Origin of the sequence: Jannaschia sp. GRR-S6-38, assembly GCF_029853695.1 — a bacterium.
GTDB classification, from domain to species: Bacteria; Pseudomonadota; Alphaproteobacteria; order Rhodobacterales; family Rhodobacteraceae; genus Jannaschia; species Jannaschia ovalis.
This window is the reverse complement of sequence record NZ_CP122537.1, coordinates 1,411,445-1,427,050: the sequence shown is the minus strand read 5'-3', so window position 1 is coordinate 1,427,050 and position 15,606 is coordinate 1,411,445. Positions and strand designations below refer to the sequence as shown.

17 protein-coding genes are annotated in these 15,606 nt (G+C 68.9%); 8 read left to right on the top strand and 9 right to left on the bottom strand.

Annotated features, from left to right (window positions below; genetic code table 11):
- Positions 1–4: 4 nt before the first annotated feature.
- The 8 genes from P8627_RS07460 to P8627_RS07425 all read right to left on the bottom strand — a co-directional run bounded on the left by P8627_RS07460 (position 5) and on the right by P8627_RS07425 (position 8,712).
- Positions 5–2,974: a 2-oxoglutarate dehydrogenase E1 component gene (locus tag P8627_RS07460; RefSeq protein ID WP_279967139.1), complete on the bottom strand. Its 2,970-nt coding sequence runs from the start codon at positions 2,972–2,974 to the stop codon at positions 5–7.
- 136 nt (positions 2,975–3,110) lie between these two features.
- Entirely contained in the window at positions 3,111–3,680 is a 570-nt protein-coding gene (locus P8627_RS07455) for a hypothetical protein (protein ID WP_279967138.1), read from the bottom strand.
- A 14-nt stretch (positions 3,681–3,694) separates the two neighbouring features.
- Positions 3,695–4,582, bottom strand: a complete 888-nt coding sequence (gene sucD / locus P8627_RS07450) for a succinate--CoA ligase subunit alpha (RefSeq protein WP_279967136.1) — start codon at positions 4,580–4,582, stop codon at positions 3,695–3,697.
- 19 nt (positions 4,583–4,601) lie between these two features.
- The gene (locus tag P8627_RS07445; RefSeq protein ID WP_279967135.1) at positions 4,602–5,183 is read right to left on the bottom strand and encodes a hypothetical protein; all 582 of its coding nucleotides are present in this window, start codon (positions 5,181–5,183) and stop codon (positions 4,602–4,604) included.
- Positions 5,180–5,584, bottom strand: coding sequence for a succinyl-CoA synthetase subunit beta (locus tag P8627_RS07440; protein WP_279967134.1), 405 nt, complete (start codon positions 5,582–5,584; stop codon positions 5,180–5,182). Before P8627_RS07440 ends, P8627_RS07445 begins: the two co-directional genes overlap by 4 nt.
- A 275-nt stretch (positions 5,585–5,859) precedes the next feature.
- Positions 5,860–7,053, bottom strand: coding sequence for an ADP-forming succinate--CoA ligase subunit beta (gene sucC, locus P8627_RS07435; protein ID WP_279967133.1), 1,194 nt, complete (start codon positions 7,051–7,053; stop codon positions 5,860–5,862).
- A gap of 234 nt (positions 7,054–7,287) precedes the next feature.
- Positions 7,288–8,250: a malate dehydrogenase gene (gene mdh, locus P8627_RS07430; protein ID WP_279967132.1), complete on the bottom strand. Its 963-nt coding sequence runs from the start codon at positions 8,248–8,250 to the stop codon at positions 7,288–7,290.
- A gap of 132 nt (positions 8,251–8,382) precedes the next feature.
- The gene (locus P8627_RS07425; RefSeq protein WP_279967131.1) at positions 8,383–8,712 is read right to left on the bottom strand and encodes a hypothetical protein; all 330 of its coding nucleotides are present in this window, start codon (positions 8,710–8,712) and stop codon (positions 8,383–8,385) included.
- Between the two features lie 265 nt (positions 8,713–8,977).
- On the opposite strand from P8627_RS07425, the gene P8627_RS07420 reads away from it, so the two are divergent.
- From P8627_RS07420 to P8627_RS07400, 5 genes are all read left to right on the top strand, one after another.
- Positions 8,978–9,835 carry an HpcH/HpaI aldolase/citrate lyase family protein gene (locus tag P8627_RS07420; protein ID WP_279967130.1) on the top strand — a complete coding sequence of 286 codons (858 nt, stop codon included), beginning with the start codon at positions 8,978–8,980 and terminating at the stop codon, positions 9,833–9,835.
- A gap of 3 nt (positions 9,836–9,838) precedes the next feature.
- The gene (locus tag P8627_RS07415) at positions 9,839–10,393 is read left to right on the top strand and encodes an NnrU family protein (RefSeq protein ID WP_279967129.1); all 555 of its coding nucleotides are present in this window, start codon (positions 9,839–9,841) and stop codon (positions 10,391–10,393) included.
- A 4-nt stretch (positions 10,394–10,397) separates the two neighbouring features.
- Positions 10,398–10,604, top strand: coding sequence for a DUF1737 domain-containing protein (locus tag P8627_RS07410; RefSeq protein WP_279967128.1), 207 nt, complete (start codon positions 10,398–10,400; stop codon positions 10,602–10,604).
- Entirely contained in the window at positions 10,601–11,626 is a 1,026-nt protein-coding gene (locus P8627_RS07405; RefSeq protein ID WP_279967127.1) for a MaoC family dehydratase, read from the top strand. The genes P8627_RS07410 and P8627_RS07405 overlap by 4 nt, the downstream gene beginning before the upstream one ends.
- Positions 11,627–11,765: 139 nt before the next feature.
- The gene (locus tag P8627_RS07400; protein WP_279967126.1) at positions 11,766–12,380 is read left to right on the top strand and encodes a DUF4344 domain-containing metallopeptidase; all 615 of its coding nucleotides are present in this window, start codon (positions 11,766–11,768) and stop codon (positions 12,378–12,380) included.
- Between the two features lie 57 nt (positions 12,381–12,437).
- On the opposite strand, the gene P8627_RS07395 is transcribed toward P8627_RS07400, so the two are convergent.
- Positions 12,438–12,782 carry a DUF3140 domain-containing protein gene (locus tag P8627_RS07395; RefSeq protein ID WP_279967125.1) on the bottom strand — a complete coding sequence of 115 codons (345 nt, stop codon included), beginning with the start codon at positions 12,780–12,782 and terminating at the stop codon, positions 12,438–12,440.
- A gap of 208 nt (positions 12,783–12,990) precedes the next feature.
- Here P8627_RS07395 and sdhC point away from each other — a divergent pair, with 208 nt between their 5' ends.
- From sdhC to sdhA, 3 genes are read left to right on the top strand one after another with little or no spacing between them, the layout of a single operon-like run.
- Positions 12,991–13,374, top strand: a complete 384-nt coding sequence (gene sdhC / locus P8627_RS07390) for a succinate dehydrogenase, cytochrome b556 subunit (RefSeq protein WP_279967124.1) — start codon at positions 12,991–12,993, stop codon at positions 13,372–13,374.
- Positions 13,375–13,386: 12 nt separating this feature from the next.
- A complete protein-coding gene (locus P8627_RS07385; RefSeq protein ID WP_279967123.1) occupies positions 13,387–13,773 on the top strand; it encodes a succinate dehydrogenase, hydrophobic membrane anchor protein in 387 nt (128 codons plus the stop codon).
- Between the two features lie 16 nt (positions 13,774–13,789).
- The gene (sdhA, locus tag P8627_RS07380) at positions 13,790–15,601 is read left to right on the top strand and encodes a succinate dehydrogenase flavoprotein subunit (protein ID WP_279967121.1); all 1,812 of its coding nucleotides are present in this window, start codon (positions 13,790–13,792) and stop codon (positions 15,599–15,601) included.
- Positions 15,602–15,606 lie beyond the last annotated feature (5 nt).

The window sequence follows — 15,606 nt, the reverse complement described above, 5'->3', positions numbered from 1 at the left end:
CAATTCACTCCGTGGTCAGCGCTTCGTCGACGAGCGCGGTCTGTTGGGCCTTGTGCTGGGACGCGAGCCCGGTGGCGGGCGAGGCGCTGGCGGCGCGGCCCACGTAGCGGGGACGGGTATGCGTGGCGCCGATCCGGGTCAGGACCCATTCGATATTGGGCTCGACGAAGGACCAGCCGCCCTGGTTCTTGGGCTCTTCCTGGCACCAGACGAACTCGGCCTGCTTGAAGCGGCCCAGCTCGTTGACCATCGAAAGCGCGGGGAAGGGATAGAACTGCTCCAGGCGCAGCAGGTAGACATCGTCGATGCCGCGGGCGTCGCGCTCCTCCAGCAGGTCGTAATAGACCTTGCCGGAGCAGATCACGACGCGGCGGATCTTGTCGTCGGCCGCCAGCTTGGTCTCGGAATTCCCGTATTGCGCGTCGTCCCACAGCACGCGGTGGAAGCTGGAGCCGGTCGTGAACTCCTCCTTCCGGCTGATCGCCATCTTGTGGCGCAGCAGCGATTTCGGCGTCATCAGGATGAGCGGCTTGCGGAAATCGCGATGAAGCTGGCGACGCAGGATGTGGAAGTAGTTCGCCGGCGTCGTGCAATTGGCGACGATCCAGTTATCCGATCCGCACATGGTCAGGAAGCGTTCGAGCCGGGCCGAGGAATGCTCCGGGCCCTGGCCCTCGTAGCCATGCGGCAGCAGGCAGACGAGGCCCGACATGCGCAGCCATTTCGACTCGCCCGAGGAGATGAACTGGTCGAACATGATCTGCGCGCCGTTGGCGAAATCGCCGAACTGCGCCTCCCAGAGCACGAGCGCGTTGGGCTCGGCCAGCGAGTAGCCGTATTCGAAGCCCAGCACCGCGTATTCCGAGAGCGCGGAGTCGATCACCTCGTAATGGGCCTGCCCCTCGCGGACGTGGTTGAGCGGGTAGTAGCGCTCCTCGTTCTCCTGGTTGATCAAGGCCGAATGGCGCTGGGAGAAGGTGCCGCGGGTCGAATCCTGCCCCGCCAGCCGGACCGGGTAGCCCTCGGTCAGCAGCGAGCCGAAGGCCAGCGCCTCCGCGGTGGCCCAGTCGAAGCCCCGGCCGGTCTCGAACATCTGCCCTTTCGCGTCGAGCAGGCGGCCCACGGTCTTGTGGATCGGGAAGCCCTCGGGCGCCTGGGTCAGCGCGCGGCCGACCGCGTCGAAGGTCTCGCCGGCGATGGCGGTTTCGCCGCGGACGTAGTCGTCCTCCTTGCGGCGATCGAGATGCGACCAGCGCCCGTCCAGCCAGTCGGCCTTGTTGGGCTTGAAGTCCTTCCCGGCCTCGAACTCCTGGGCCATCCGCTCCTGGAAGGCGGATTTCATGTCCTCGATCTCGCCCTCGGGGATCAGCCCGTCCCGCACGAGCCGTTCGGTGTAGAGCGAGAGCGTCGTCTTGTGACCCTTGATGCGCTTGTACATCATCGGGTTGGTGAACATGGGCTCGTCGCCCTCGTTATGGCCGAAGCGGCGGTAGCAGAACATGTCGATCACGACGTCCTTGCCGAACTTCTGACGATACTCGATGGCGACCTTTGCGGCGTGCACCACCGCTTCCGGATCGTCGCCGTTGACGTGGAAGATTGGCGCCTCGACCACCAGCGCGTTGTCGGTCGGGTAGGGGCTGGAGCGGCTGAAATGCGGGGCCGTGGTGAAGCCGATCTGGTTGTTCACGACGATATGGATCGTGCCGCCGGTGCGGTGGCCGCGCACGTTCGACAGCGCGAAGCATTCCGCGACGACGCCCTGTCCCGCGAAGGCCGCGTCGCCATGCAACAGGATGCCGGTGACCTTCTTGCGGTCGTGGTCGTTCTTCTGGTCCTGCTTGGCGCGGACCTTGCCCGAGACGACGGGGTTCACGGCTTCCAGGTGCGAGGGGTTGGCGGTCAGCGAGAGGTGGACGGTGTTGCCGTCGAACTCGCGGTCGCTGGAGGCGCCGAGGTGGTATTTCACGTCGCCCGAGCCGTCCACATCCTCGGGCTTGAAGCTGCCGCCCTGGAACTCGTTGAAGATCGCGCGGTAGGGCTTTTCCATCACATTGGCGAGCACGCTGAGGCGGCCCCGGTGGGGCATGCCGATCACGATCTCCTCGAGACCCAGCTGGCCGCCGCGCTTGATGATCTGCTCCATCGCCGGGATCAGCGCCTCGCCGCCGTCGAGGCCGAAGCGCTTGGTGCCCATGTACTTGACGTGCAGGTATTTCTCAAAGCCCTCGGCTTCGACCAGCTTGTTGAGGATCGCGCGGCGGCCCTTCTTGGTGAACTCGATCTCCTTGCCGAGACCCTCGATCCGCTCCTTGAGCCAGGCGGATTGCTCGGGGTCGGAGATGTGCATGAATTGCAGCGCGAAGGTGCCGCAATAGGTGCGCTTCAGGATCGAGACGATCTGGTTGAGCGTCGCGACCTCCAGCCCCAGCACGTTGTCGATGAAGATCGGCCGCTCCATGTCGGCTTCGGTGAAGCCGTAGGATTTCGGGTCGAGCTCGGGATGCGGGGTCTCGGCGCGCATGCCCAGCGGATCCAGATCGGCCGCCAGATGGCCCCGGATCCGGTAGGCGCGGATCAGCATCAGCGCGCGGATCGAGTCGAGCACCGCGCGGCGCACCTGTTCGTCGGAGACCTTGGTGCCGGTCGCCTCGGCCTTGGCGCGGATCTTGTCGCCGGCGGCCTTGGCCTCCTTCGCGTCGACGGGCGGGGCCGGCCATTCGCCGGTCAGCGCGGCGGTCAGCTCGTCGGCGGGCTGGGGCGGCCAGTCGCGGCGCGCCCAGCTCGGGCCCTGCGCCTCGGCCTGCGCATTCGCGGCGTCGTCGGCGAGCGCCTCGAAGAACTGCTTCCAGGTCTCGTCCACCGCCGCGGGATCGGCGGCGTAGCGGGCGTACATCTGCTCGAGATACTCGGCATTGTGGCCCTGCATGAAGCTGGTCGAACGGAAGACGTCGTTGGGGGACTGGTCGGTCATTTGAGCACCTCCGAGGGGTGTGGTCTGGCCAAGGTTGCGCAGCGTGCGGGGGCGGGTCCCTTGCCCATCGGGCGAGTCTGCGCGGAAATGCGGTCGAGCGCTGGATCGCGCAGGGTGGCGGGCAGGTGAGGCCGGGTCACGATCCGTCCTCCGGGTCGTAGGTGAGGCGGGTCTCGACGATCTCGGCCACGGTCACGGGTGCGTCGATCACGCCCGACAGCTTCTCGGGGTTCAGGCGGGTGGTCACGATCTCGATCCCCTCGCCGCGGCGCGGGATCTCGGCCAGGAAGGTCACCGGCGCCCGGGCCCCGCCGTCCAGCGCGACGCGGCAGCGCAGCTCGACGCCGCCGGCCACGTCGCGCACGGTTACCATCATGGCGCCGTCGGAGCGGGTCAGGAGCCGGATCGCGGAGCCGGGAACGTCGCGGCGGCGGGTCAGCCCCTCGACGGTGCGGCGCTGCAATTCGTAGAGCTGCGCGATGGTCTGCCCGCCGCTGTCGGACAGCACGTAAGCGGCGACGAAGGGCCAGGCCAGCCGGTCGGCCGCCTCGGGCGGCAAGTCGCCCTGCGGCAGCGCCGTCCAGCCCTCGGCCTCCAGCGCCGCGACCAGCGCGCCGATGTCGTCGGCGGGCGACAGGCAGGCCTCGGGCGCGTCGGCGCGGGCGGGCAGGGCCAGGGCCCCCGCCAGCGCGGTCGCTGCGATCATGCCTGCAAGACGCGTCATCCCTTGTCGATCGCCTCCTTCACGGCCTCGCCCAGCGTCGCGGGGCTGTCGGCCACCACGATGCCCGCTTCGCGCATCGCCTCGATCTTCGATTCCGCGTCGCCCTTGCCGCCCGCGACGATGGCACCGGCATGGCCCATGCGGCGGCCCGGGGGCGCGGTGCGGCCGGCGATGAAGCCGGCGGTCGGCTTCCAGCGGCCCTTCTTGCGTTCATCGGCCAGGAACTGGGCGGCCTCCTCCTCGGCGGTGCCTCCGATCTCGCCGATCATGATGATCGACTGCGTCTCGTCATCGGCCAGGAACATCTCGAGCACGTCGATATGCTCGGTCCCCTTGATCGGGTCGCCGCCGATGCCAACGGCGGTGGACTGGCCCAGGCCCATGTCGGTCGTCTGCTTGACGGCCTCGTAGGTCAGCGTCCCCGAGCGCGACACCACGCCGACCGAGCCGCGCTTGTGGATGTGGCCCGGCATGATGCCGATCTTGCAGGCGTCGGGCGTGATGACGCCCGGGCAGTTCGGGCCGACCAGTCGGGTGGCCGAGCCGTCGAGCGCGCGCTTGACCTTCATCATGTCGAGCACCGGGATGCCCTCGGTGATGCAGACCACCAGCGGGATCTCGGCGTCGATCGCCTCGAGGATCGAGTCGGCGGCGAAGGGCGGCGGGACGTAGATGACGCTCGCGTTCGCGCCGGTCTTGGCGACCGCCTCGTGGCAGCTGTCGAAGACGGGCAGGTCCAGATGCGTCTGACCGCCCTTGCCGGGCGTGACCCCGCCGACCATCCGCGTGCCGTAGGCGATGGCCTGTTCCGAGTGGAACGTGCCCTGAGAGCCGGTGAAGCCCTGGCAGATGACCTTGGTGTCTTTGTCGATGAGGATGGCCATTGTGCCTCCGGCTGTGGTGTCAGTTGTGAACGATCAGGATCACCGGGTGGTCGAAGCCGGTGGCCTCGCCCGTCTCGGGATCGGTGAATGTGGTGCGCGCGAGCGGCAGGGTGACGGTCAGTCCCTCGAAGAAGAACCCGGCGCCGCCGGCGGCATTGACGCCCGCGCCCAGCGGCGCGCGCAGCGTGTCCGAGCCGTCGACTAGCCGCGGCGCGAGGATCTCGCCCGCAAGCCGGTTGGCCTGCACCTGGCCCACGGCGGGCGAGCCGACCGAGCAGCCGATGCCGGCGGGCACCTCGATCCGGCTGCCGTCCTCGATGGTGACGCCCTGCGCGGGCACGGGGCCGATGCGCATGAAGGTCAGCGTGCCGGGATTGACGTAGATCGTCGCGGCGCCGTCGCGCTCGACCACCGGGAAGGACAGCGCGCGGGCGGCGCGGTCCTGTGCCTGGCGGGTCTGGTTGTTCAGGCAGACGGCCTCGGCCACGAAGCCCATGCGCTGGCCCGCGATCTCGGACGCGCCCTGGCTGAAGCCGGTCTGCGTGGGCATGCAGCCGGCGAGGCCGAGCAGCGCGGCGAGGAGGGCGGCGGCGCGGATCATTGCAGCGCCTCGCGGCTGGCATCGGGGGTCAGGCGCTCGACATTCAGGAAAGTCTCGGTCCCGTTCGGGCCGGGCCGGGTGCCGGTATGCACGACCGCCAGCCGCCGCGGGTTCAGCGCGCGGGCGGCGAGCAGCGTGGTGCCGGGCAGGGCCGCATCGGCATGGGTGGGCGGCAGCCGGGCGTCCGCATCGATGCCCTCGGCGGACAGGCCGGCGGCGGCGGCTTGCGCCGCATCCCCGCCCCGGTCGCCGTCGAAGGCCAGCTCGCAGCGCCGGTCGGTGCCGGGGGTCACCTGCGTCGTCGCGGGCGTGGGCGCGGCGGCGAAGCCCGGGTTCAGGTCGTAGAAATCCACCCGCGCGCCGGAGGGGGCGAGCAGCGCCTCGGCCCGTTCCGCGGTCATGCGCGGGCTGAAGCAATGACTGGCGAAGGCCGCCAGCGCGGCGTCGTTGGCTTGGGCGGCCAGGGGCAGGGCGCAGGCCAGGAGCGCGAGGGCGGCCCGTGGACCGCGGCTCGTCCTGGGCTCCGCCCGTTCGCGGCTCGATCGGTCGACCGGACCGATCGCCGGACATATGTCCGGACCGCGGCCCTCCCGGCGACCGGCTTGCGCCGGCCGCGTTCGCAGCTTCGCTCGCTCCACCGGAGCGACCGATCCCGAATGGTATTCGGGACCGCCGCTCACCCCTTCACGGCCTTCACGATCTTCTGGGCGCCGTCCTTCAGGTCGTCGGCGGCGATGACGTCGAGGCCGGAATTGTTGATGATGTCCTTGCCCGCTTCGACATTCGTGCCCTCCAGCCGGACGACCAGCGGGACCTTGAGGCCCACTTCCTTGACCGCGGCGACCACGCCCTCGGCGATGACGTCGCAGCGCATGATGCCGCCGAAGATGTTGACGAGGATGCCCTTCACCTGCGGGTCCGAGGTGATGATCTTGAAGGCCTCGGTCACCTTCTCCTTCGTCGCGCCGCCGCCGACATCGAGGAAGTTTGCGGGCTCCGCGCCGTAGAGCTTGATGATGTCCATCGTCGCCATGGCGAGGCCCGCGCCATTGACCATGCAGCCGATCTCGCCGTCGAGCGCGATGTAGTTGAGGTCGTATTTGGAGGCCGCGAGCTCCTTCGGGTCCTCCTCGGTCTCGTCGCGCAGCTCGGCGATGTCCTTGTGGCGATAGATGGCGTTGCCGTCGAAGCCGACCTTGGCGTCCAGCACCTTCAGGTCGCCCGTATCGGTGACGATCAGCGGGTTGATTTCGAGCATCTCCATGTCCTTCTCGGTGAAGGCCCGGTAGAGGATGCCCATCAGGTTGACGCATTGCTTGACCTGCGCGCCTTCCAGCCCCAGCGCAAAGGCCACGCGGCGGCCGTGGAAGGGCTGGTAGCCGGTGGCCGGGTCGACCGCGAAGCTGATGATCTTCTCGGGGGTGGAGGCGGCGACCTCCTCGATATCCATCCCGCCCTCGGTCGAGCAGACGAAGCCCACGCGGCTGGTCTGGCGATCGACCAGCAGCGCGAGATAGAGCTCGCGCGCGATGTCCGAGCCGTCCTCGATATAGATCCGGTTGACCTGCTTTCCCGCGGGGCCGGTCTGATGCGTGACCAGCGTGTTGCCCAGCATGGCGCGCGCTTCTTCGGCGGCCTCCTCGACCGATTTGGCCAGCCGGACGCCGCCCTTCGCGCCGGCCTCGGCCTCCTTGAAGCTGCCCTTGCCGCGCCCGCCGGCATGGATCTGCGCCTTCACCACCCAGAGCGGCCCGTCGAGCTGGCCCGCGGCGTTCTTCGCATCCGCCGCCTTGGTCACCGCGACGCCTTCGGAGACGGGCGCGCCGTAATCGCGCAGCAGCGCCTTGGCCTGATACTCGTGGATGTTCATGGGTCGCGTCCCCCTCGGGCTTTCCTATGGCTCCGGGGCGGAATCGCACGAGCGGCGCGGCCATGGAACCGGAAAGCGCAGAGTTTGCGCGAACGGGGCGGGAAATCCACGCTATGTGATCACAGCAAAGCGAGTGTGATCACGAAGTACCACGCGACCGGCGCGCGGGCGATTCGTCCAACGAAAAAGGCCCCGCCGATGGCGAGGCCCGAGACGTCCACGATGGGCGGGCCGTCAGGTGAGGCTCGAGTCGATGCCCTTGCAGGCCTCGACCAGCCCGCGCACAGCGTCGACCGACTTGTCGAACATGGCCTGCTCGTCGCGGTTGAGCTTGATGTCCACGACCTTCTCGATGCCGCCGGCGCCGATGATCGTGGGCACGCCCACATACATGCCGTTGAGGCCCAGCGCGCCGTCGACCCAGGCGGCGGCGGGCAGCAGCCGCTTCTGGTCCTTGAGATATGCGGTGGCCATCTCGATGGCCGAGGCGGCGGGGGCGTAGAAGGCCGAGCCGGTCTTCAGCAGGCCCACGATCTCGGCGCCGCCGTCGCGGGTGCGCTGGACGATCGCGTCGAGCTTCTCCTGGCTGGTCCAGCCCATCTCGACCAGGTCGGGCAGGGGGATGCCGCCGACGGTGGAGTAGCGCGCCAGCGGCACCATCGTGTCACCATGGCCGCCCAGCACGAAGGCGGTGACGTCGCGCATTGAGACCCCGAATTCCTCGGAGAGGAAGTGGCGGAAGCGCGCGCTGTCGAGGACGCCGGCCATGCCGACGACCTTTTCGTGCGGCAGGCCCGAGAATTCGCGCAGCGCCCAGACCATCGCATCGAGCGGGTTGGTGATGCAGATGACGAAGGCGTCGGGGGCGTTGTCGCGGATGCCCTCGCCCACGGCCTTCATGACCTTGAGGTTGATGCCCAGCAGGTCGTCGCGGGACATGCCCGGCTTGCGCGGGACGCCGGCGGTGACGATGCAGACATCGGCCCCGGCGATGTCGGCGTAGTCGTTGGTGCCCTTTAGCTTGGCATCGATGCCCTCGACCGGTCCAGACTCGGCGATATCGAGCGCCTTGCCCTGCGGCACACCCTCGGTGATGTCGAAGAGGACGACGTCCCCCAGTTCCTTGACGGCGGCGAGATGCGCCAGCGTGCCGCCGATCTGTCCGGCGCCGATGAGGGCGATCTTGGGTCGGGCCATGTCTCTCTCCGATTGCGAGCTCTGTCCGAGGGCTCAGCTATCGGATGCGGCGGGGCGGGCGCAAGAGCGAGGCGCGGCGCGGCGGGGCGGGCGCCGAAGGGCGCCCGCGGGGGGGTCTTGCGGCCGGCCGCCTCAGGTCTCGGCGTCGGCGAGATGGGCGAGATCGTCCATCCGGTCCTCCCAGGCCTGGCCGGAGGCGACGAGGCAGGTGCGCCCGTCGGGCAGCGTGACGGTGATGGTCCAGGTCCCGGTCTCGGGCGAGGCGAAGATCTCGACGATGCGGCCGCGCTGGCCCAGCCCGATGCCGCGCCGCGTCTCGCCATATTGCGCCGAGAGCCGCTCCAGCAGCACGGCGCGCGGCGCGCAGGCCTGGCCCGCGGCCTGCGCCGGAAGGGCCAGCAGCACGAGCGCCAGCGCGGTCAGCATGGCGAGGAAGGCGTTGTGGGTCTGTCGTCTGGACATGGGCAGGATTCCTTTCCGGCTGCGACCCCCGGCCGACCGCGGACGAGCGACGGAAGGTCGATCTCGTCCCGAGGGCGGCCCGGGGGATCCGGGTCGGCGTCGATGGCGGGCAGAATGCGGCGCGGATGCTGAAAAACCGTTAACGACGGAGAGCGGCGCACGCCGCAGCGCGGAAGGCACAGCCGACATTTTGCTGCGTCTGCGAAGGATATTCTTGCCAATCCTTGCGTCGCATGGTCCACAGCGGCCCCAGAAGGAGATGCCGATGACCCCGACCGCCCGCCCGTTCCGCTCGGTTCTTTATATTCCCGCCTCCAAGCCGCGGGCGCTCGACAAGGCACGGGCGCTGCCGGTGGATGCGATCATCTTCGACCTGGAGGACGCCGTCGCGCCCGAGGAGAAGACCGTGTCGCGCGACGTGCTGGCCGAGGCGCTGGCCGCGGGCGGCTATGGGCCGCGCTTCCGGATCGTGCGGGTGAACGGGGCGGACACGGAGTGGGGCGCGGGCGACCTGGAGGCCGCGGCGGCGATGGCGCCGGACGCGGTTCTGCTGCCCAAGGTGGACGGGCCCGAAACCGTCGCCGCGGCCGCCGCGCGGCTGCCGGGGGGCGTCGCGATCTGGGCCATGATGGAGACGCCGGCGGGCATCCTGAACGCCGCCGCGATCGCGCGCGCGCCGCGCATGGGCGGCTTCGTGATGGGCACCAACGACCTGGCCAAGGAGCTGGGCAGCCGCGACCGCGCCGATCGGCTGCCGCTGATGAGCGCCCTGCAGACCTGCCTTCTGGCCGCGCGGGCGGCGGGCATCCCCTGCATCGACGGGGTCTACAACGCCTTCAAGGATGACGAGGGCCTGCGCGGGCAATGCGCGCAGGGGCGCGACCTCGGCATGGACGGCAAGACGCTGATCCATCCCGCGCAGGTCGGGATCGCCAACGACGTGTTCGCGCCGTCCGAGGCTGAGGCCGATCTCGCCCGCCGCCAGATCGAGGCCTGGGAGGCCGCGAAGGCGCAGGGACAGGGCGTCGCGGTGCTGGACGGCCGGATCGTCGAGAACCTGCATGTGGACACCGCCCGCCGGACGCTGGCAAAGCTGGACGCGATCGCCGCGTTGGAGGGCTGAGACATGGCATTGCTGATCGCGGGCGTCCTGCTGTGGAGCGGCGCGCATCTGTTCAAGCGGCTGGCGCCCGACACGCGGGCCCGGATGGGCGACCCGGTCCGGGGCGCGGTCGCGGTCGCGGTTCTGGCCTCGGTCGTGATGATGATCTTCGGCTATCGCGGGGCCGAGACCTCCTTCCTGTGGCTGGCGCCGGCCTGGACCGTCCATCTCAACAACCTGGTGATGGTCGTGGCCTTCTACCTCTTCGCGGTCAGCGGGCCGAAGGGCGCGAAGGTCTGGCTGGGCACCAAGCTGCGCCACCCCCAGCTGACGGCGATCATCCTGTGGGCGGTGGCGCATCTTCTGGTGAACGGCGACGGGAAGTCGGTCGTGCTGTTCGGCGGGCTGCTGATCTGGGCGGTGATCGAGATCGTGCTGATCAACCGGCAGGCGGGCGCCTGGACCCCGCCGCCGCGCGCGCCCGCAAAGAAAGAGGTCACGACCGTCGTCATCACGCTGGTGGTGCTGGTGGTGGTGATGCTGATCCACAATTGGCTGGGCGTGCGGCCCTGGGGGTGACGGGATGACGGCGCTCTACCGGCTGCTGACGGGCGAAGACAGCTCGGCCTTCTGCCACAAGGTGACCGATGCGCTCGCGAAGGGCTGGGTGCTCCACGGCTCGCCTGCCTTTGCCTGGGACGCGGGGGCCGGCGTGATGCGCTGCGCGCAGGCCGTGACCAAGGAAACCGAGGCCGATTACGATCCCGACCGAAGACTGGGCGAGCAATGAACAAGACGAATCCGGGCCGTTTCTTCGAGGATTACCGGCCGGGCGAGGTGATCCGCCACGCCGTCCCGCGCACCGTGGCCGAGGGGGAGCGCGCGCTCTACCACGCGCTCTACCCGCAGCGGTTTGCGCTGAGCTCCTCGGATGCCTTCGCGCTGGATTGCGGGCTCGACGGTGCGCCGCTCGACGACCTTCTGGTCTTTCACACGGTGTTCGGAAAGACCGTGCCCGACATCTCGCTGAACGCCGTGGCGAACCTGGGCTATGCCGAGGGGCGCTTCCTGAAGCCGGTCTTCGCGGGCGATACGCTGCACGCCGAATCCGAGGTGATCGGCGTGAAGGAAAATTCGAACCGGCGCACCGGCGTGGTCTGGGTGCGGACCACCGGCTTCGACCAGTCCGGCGCGGCGGTGCTGACCTATGTGCGCTGGGTGATGGTGCGCAAGCGCGACCCCGACACGCCTAGCCCCGAGCCGGTGCTGCCCGAGCTAGCGGATCATGTCGCCGCCGCGGATCTCGCCGTGCCCGAGGGGCTGCATTTCGACGGCTACGATTTCGATCTCGCGGGCGAGCCGCATCGCGCGGGTGATTACGAGATCGGCGAGCGGATCGACCATGTCGACGCCACCACGATCGAGGAGGCCGAGCATATGATGGCCACCCGGTTGTGGCAGAACACGGCCAAGGTGCATTTCGACGCCACCCACCGCGAGGACGGGCGGCGGCTGATCTATGGCGGCCATGTCATCAGCCTGGCGCGGGCGCTGAGCTTCAACGGGCTGGCCAACGCCCAGATCGTCGCGGGCATCAACGCGGGCGCTCATGCCAATCCCTGTTTCGCGGGCGACACGGTGCGGGCCTGGTCGGAGGTGCTGGACCGCGCCGAGGTCGGGCCGGGGGTCGGCGCGCTGCGCCTGCGGCTGGTGGCGACGCGCGGCGCGCCCTTCGTGCTGCGCGGCGCGGACGGCAAATACGACCCGGACGTGCTGCTGGATCTCGACTACTGGGCGCTCATGCCGCTGTGACGGGGCATCGCGCGCCGCGTGACGGCGTGCTAGATAAGAACTCTACACCGGGAGAGCCGCCATCGTTCTGCGCCTCGTCATTCTTCTCTGCCTGCTGGCCGCGCCGCTGCGCGCGGAGCCGGTCCTGTCGAACCTGCGCATGACGCTCTACCACGAGCTGGGCCATGCGGTGATCGACCAGCTCGAGCTACCCGTCTACGGCGTCGAGGAGACCGCGGCGGATGTCTTCGCGCTGGTGCTGGCCGAACGGCTGCATCCCGAGGACGAACTGACGGAAATCATGGGCGACATGATCGCGCTGATGCGCGTCGAGGCGGCGACCGAGCTGTTCGACCATTGGGCGCAATACATGCCCGCGGGCCAGCGGCTGGCCCGGGCGATCTGCCTGTTCTACGGGGCGGCGCCGGGGCTGCGCGGCGACCAGGCGCGGGCCTGGGGCATGCCGCCTGCCAAGGCGGAGCGCTGCCGCTCGGACGGCCGCGACATGCGCGCGGCCTGGGGCCCGGTGCTGGACGGGCTGCGGCCGCCTTCGGGGCGGCTGGCCGACAGCCTGCGGTTCGATGCGGGCGAGAAACGGTTGGGCCGGCTGCGATCGGACATGAAGCGCGTGAACCGGGCGCTGGACCTGCCGCGCCCCGTCCCGGTCGTCGTCGAGCCCTGCGGCGAACCCAATGCCTTCTATTTCGGCGATTCCGAGCGGATCGTGTTCTGCACCGAGTATCTGGACGAGCTGGCGGGCGTGCCGCTGCACTGACGGCTTGCCGTCAAAGGCCACTCGGCCCGCGGGGTCACTGGGACACGGTCGGGCCCGTCATTTCGCCATCCCGTTCTCGCCGAACGGATCGTGGCCCCAGTTCTTCATGGAATACTCCCAGTCGCTGCCCTCCGGGTCGTCGGGCACCTGCGCGCCGTGGCGTTTGATGTAGCCCACGACCTTCGCCATGTGGTCCCAGTCGTCCTCCGACAGCTCGTCCTTGTTGGTGCGCTTGATCTCGATGATGCGCTTGGCGGATTTGCGGCCCTTCGACTCGCCGTCGCCGCTGTCGCGTCCGACCGACTTGGACTCCTTGGTCTCCAGCCAGTCCTCGATCTCTTTCGGCGCCATGTTCACGAGGTCGCGCCACTCGTCCCAGACCTCTTCCTGCGATTTGCTCATCGGGATCTCCTGCGTTGCCGGGGCCAACGTCGCGCGGGAAGCGCGGTTCCGGCGGGCGGGACGTGATCACGGCGACGGGCGTCGTGATCACACGCAGCCGCGCGCGGTGCCTTTTCGGCCGCTGCGACCGTCCGACCCCGTGACACGGCCCGCAAAACCGCTAGAAAAGCGCCAAGACGACCGACAGCCCAACCGAAAGGAGCGTCGCATGGCCGACGTGAACCGCGGAAACCGTCCGCTCAGTCCGCATCTGCAGATCTACCGCCCGCAGCTGACCTCGATGACGTCGATCCTGACGCGCATCACCGGCAACGCGCTGCTGGTCGCGTCGATCCTGATCGTGTGGTGGTTCCTCGCCGCCGCCGCGGGCCCGGACGCCTTCGCCACCGCGGATGCGGTGATCCGGTCCTGGTTTGGCAAGCTGGTGATGCTCGGCTCGATCTGGGCGCTCTGGTACCACACGCTGGCGGGCATCCGGCATCTGATCTGGGATACCGGCCACGGGCTCGAGATCGAGACCGCCGAGAAGCTGGGCTGGGCCTGCATCGGCGGCTCGGTCGTGCTGACCCTTCTCACCATCGCCGTGCTGTAAGGGGACCGCGCCATGAAATCCGCCGCACAGACTTTCCTGACCGACCGCAAGCGCGTGGCCTATTACGGCTCGGCCAAGACCGGCACCGCGCAGCATTGGCAGGTGACCATCAGCTCGGTCGCGCTGGTCGTCCTGATCCCGCTCTTCATCTTCACCTTCGGCGCCGTCCTCGGGGCCCCCTGGGAGGAGGTCGTAGCCTATTACTCGCGACCCTTCCCGGCGCTCGTGGCCGTGCTGACCTTTGTCGTCAGCGGCTTCCACCTCGCCCGCGGGACGCAGGTCCTGATCGAGGACTATTCGCGCGGGATGACCCGCAAGGCGCTGATCATCGCGACCACCTGTCTCAGCTACGGCTTGGCGCTGGCCGGCGTTTACGCCTTGGCCCGCCTGGCCCTGTAATACCCGGAGAACCGACATGGCTGCCTACGAATACGAGACCCACGAATACGACGTCGTCGTGGTCGGTGCCGGCGGCGCGGGGCTTCGCGCGACGCTGGGCATGGCCGAGCAGGGGCTGCGGACGGCCTGCGTGACGAAGGTCTTCCCGACCCGGTCGCACACCGTGGCCGCGCAGGGCGGCATCGCCGCGAGCCTGGGCAACATGGGCCCCGACAGCTGGCAATGGCACATGTACGACACGGTGAAGGGGTCGGACTGGCTGGGCGACACGGACGCGATGGAATACCTCGCCCGCGAGGCGCCCAAGGCGGTCTACGAGCTGGAGCATTACGGCGTGCCCTTCTCGCGCACCGAGGAAGGCAAGATCTACCAGCGGCCCTTCGGCGGCCACACGACCGAATACGGCGAGGGCCCGCCGGTGCAGCGCACCTGCGCCGCCGCCGACCGGACCGGCCACGCGATCCTGCACACGCTCTACGGCCAGAGCCTCAAGCAGCAGGCGCAGTTCTTCATCGAGTATTTCGCCATCGACCTGATCATGTCCGAGGACGGCCAGTGCCAGGGCGTTCTGTGCTGGAAGCTGGATGACGGCACGCTGCACCTCTTCGCGGCGAAGATGACGGTGCTCGCCACGGGCGGCTACGGCCGTGCCTATTTCTCGGCCACTTCGGCCCATACCTGCACCGGCGACGGCGGCGGGATGGTCGCGCGCGCCGGCCTGCCGCTGCAGGACATGGAATTCGTGCAATTCCACCCGACTGGCATCTACGGCGCGGGTTGCCTGATCACCGAAGGCGCGCGCGGCGAGGGCGGCTATCTCACCAATTCCGAGGGCGAGCGCTTCATGGAGCGCTATGCCCCCACCTACAAGGATCTCGCCTCGCGCGACGTCGTCAGCCGCTGCATGACGATGGAGATCCGCGAGGGCCGCGGCGTCGGCAAGAACAAGGATCACATCCACCTCAACCTCAGCCACCTGCCGGCGGAGACGCTGAAGCTGCGCCTGCCCGGGATCTCCGAATCCGCGCGCATTTTCGCCGGTGCCGACGTCACGAAGGAGCCGATCCCGGTCCTGCCGACGGTGCATTACAACATGGGCGGCATCCCGACGAATTACTGGGGCGAGGTGCTGGCGCCGACAAAGTCCGACCCCGACAACGTGGCCCAGGGCCTGATGGCCGTGGGCGAGGCGGGCTGCGCCTCGGTCCATGGCGCGAACCGGCTGGGGTCGAACTCGCTGATCGACCTGGTGGTCTTTGGCCGCGCCGCCGCGATCCGCGCGGGGCAGATCGTCGATCCGTCCACCGCCGTGCCGGCGCCGAACCAGCGTTCGGTCGAGATGGCGCTGGCCCGGTTCGACGGGCTGCGCCACGCGCGCGGCCAGGTCGCGACGGCCGAGCTGCGGCTCGAGATGCAGAAGACCATGCAGGAAGACGCCGCCGTCTTCCGCACCTCCGAGACGCTCAAGCAGGGCAAGGAGAAGATGGAGGCCATCTCGGACAAGCTGGAGGACATCTCGGTCACCGACCAGACGCTGATCTGGAACTCCGACCTGATGGAGACGCTGGAGCTGGCGAACCTGATGCCCAACGCCGTGGCCACCGTGGTCGCCGCCGAGGCCCGCAAGGAAAGCCGTGGCGCGCACGCGCATGAGGACTTCCCCGATCGCGACGACGAGAACTGGCGCAAGCACAGCCTCGTCTGGTTTAAGGGCGACGAGATGAAGTCGGATATCGGCTATCGCGGCGTCCACGTGAATCCGCTGACCAGTCACAATGACGGCGGCATCGACCTCAAGAAGATCGCGCCCAAGGCGCGGGTCTACTGAGCCGG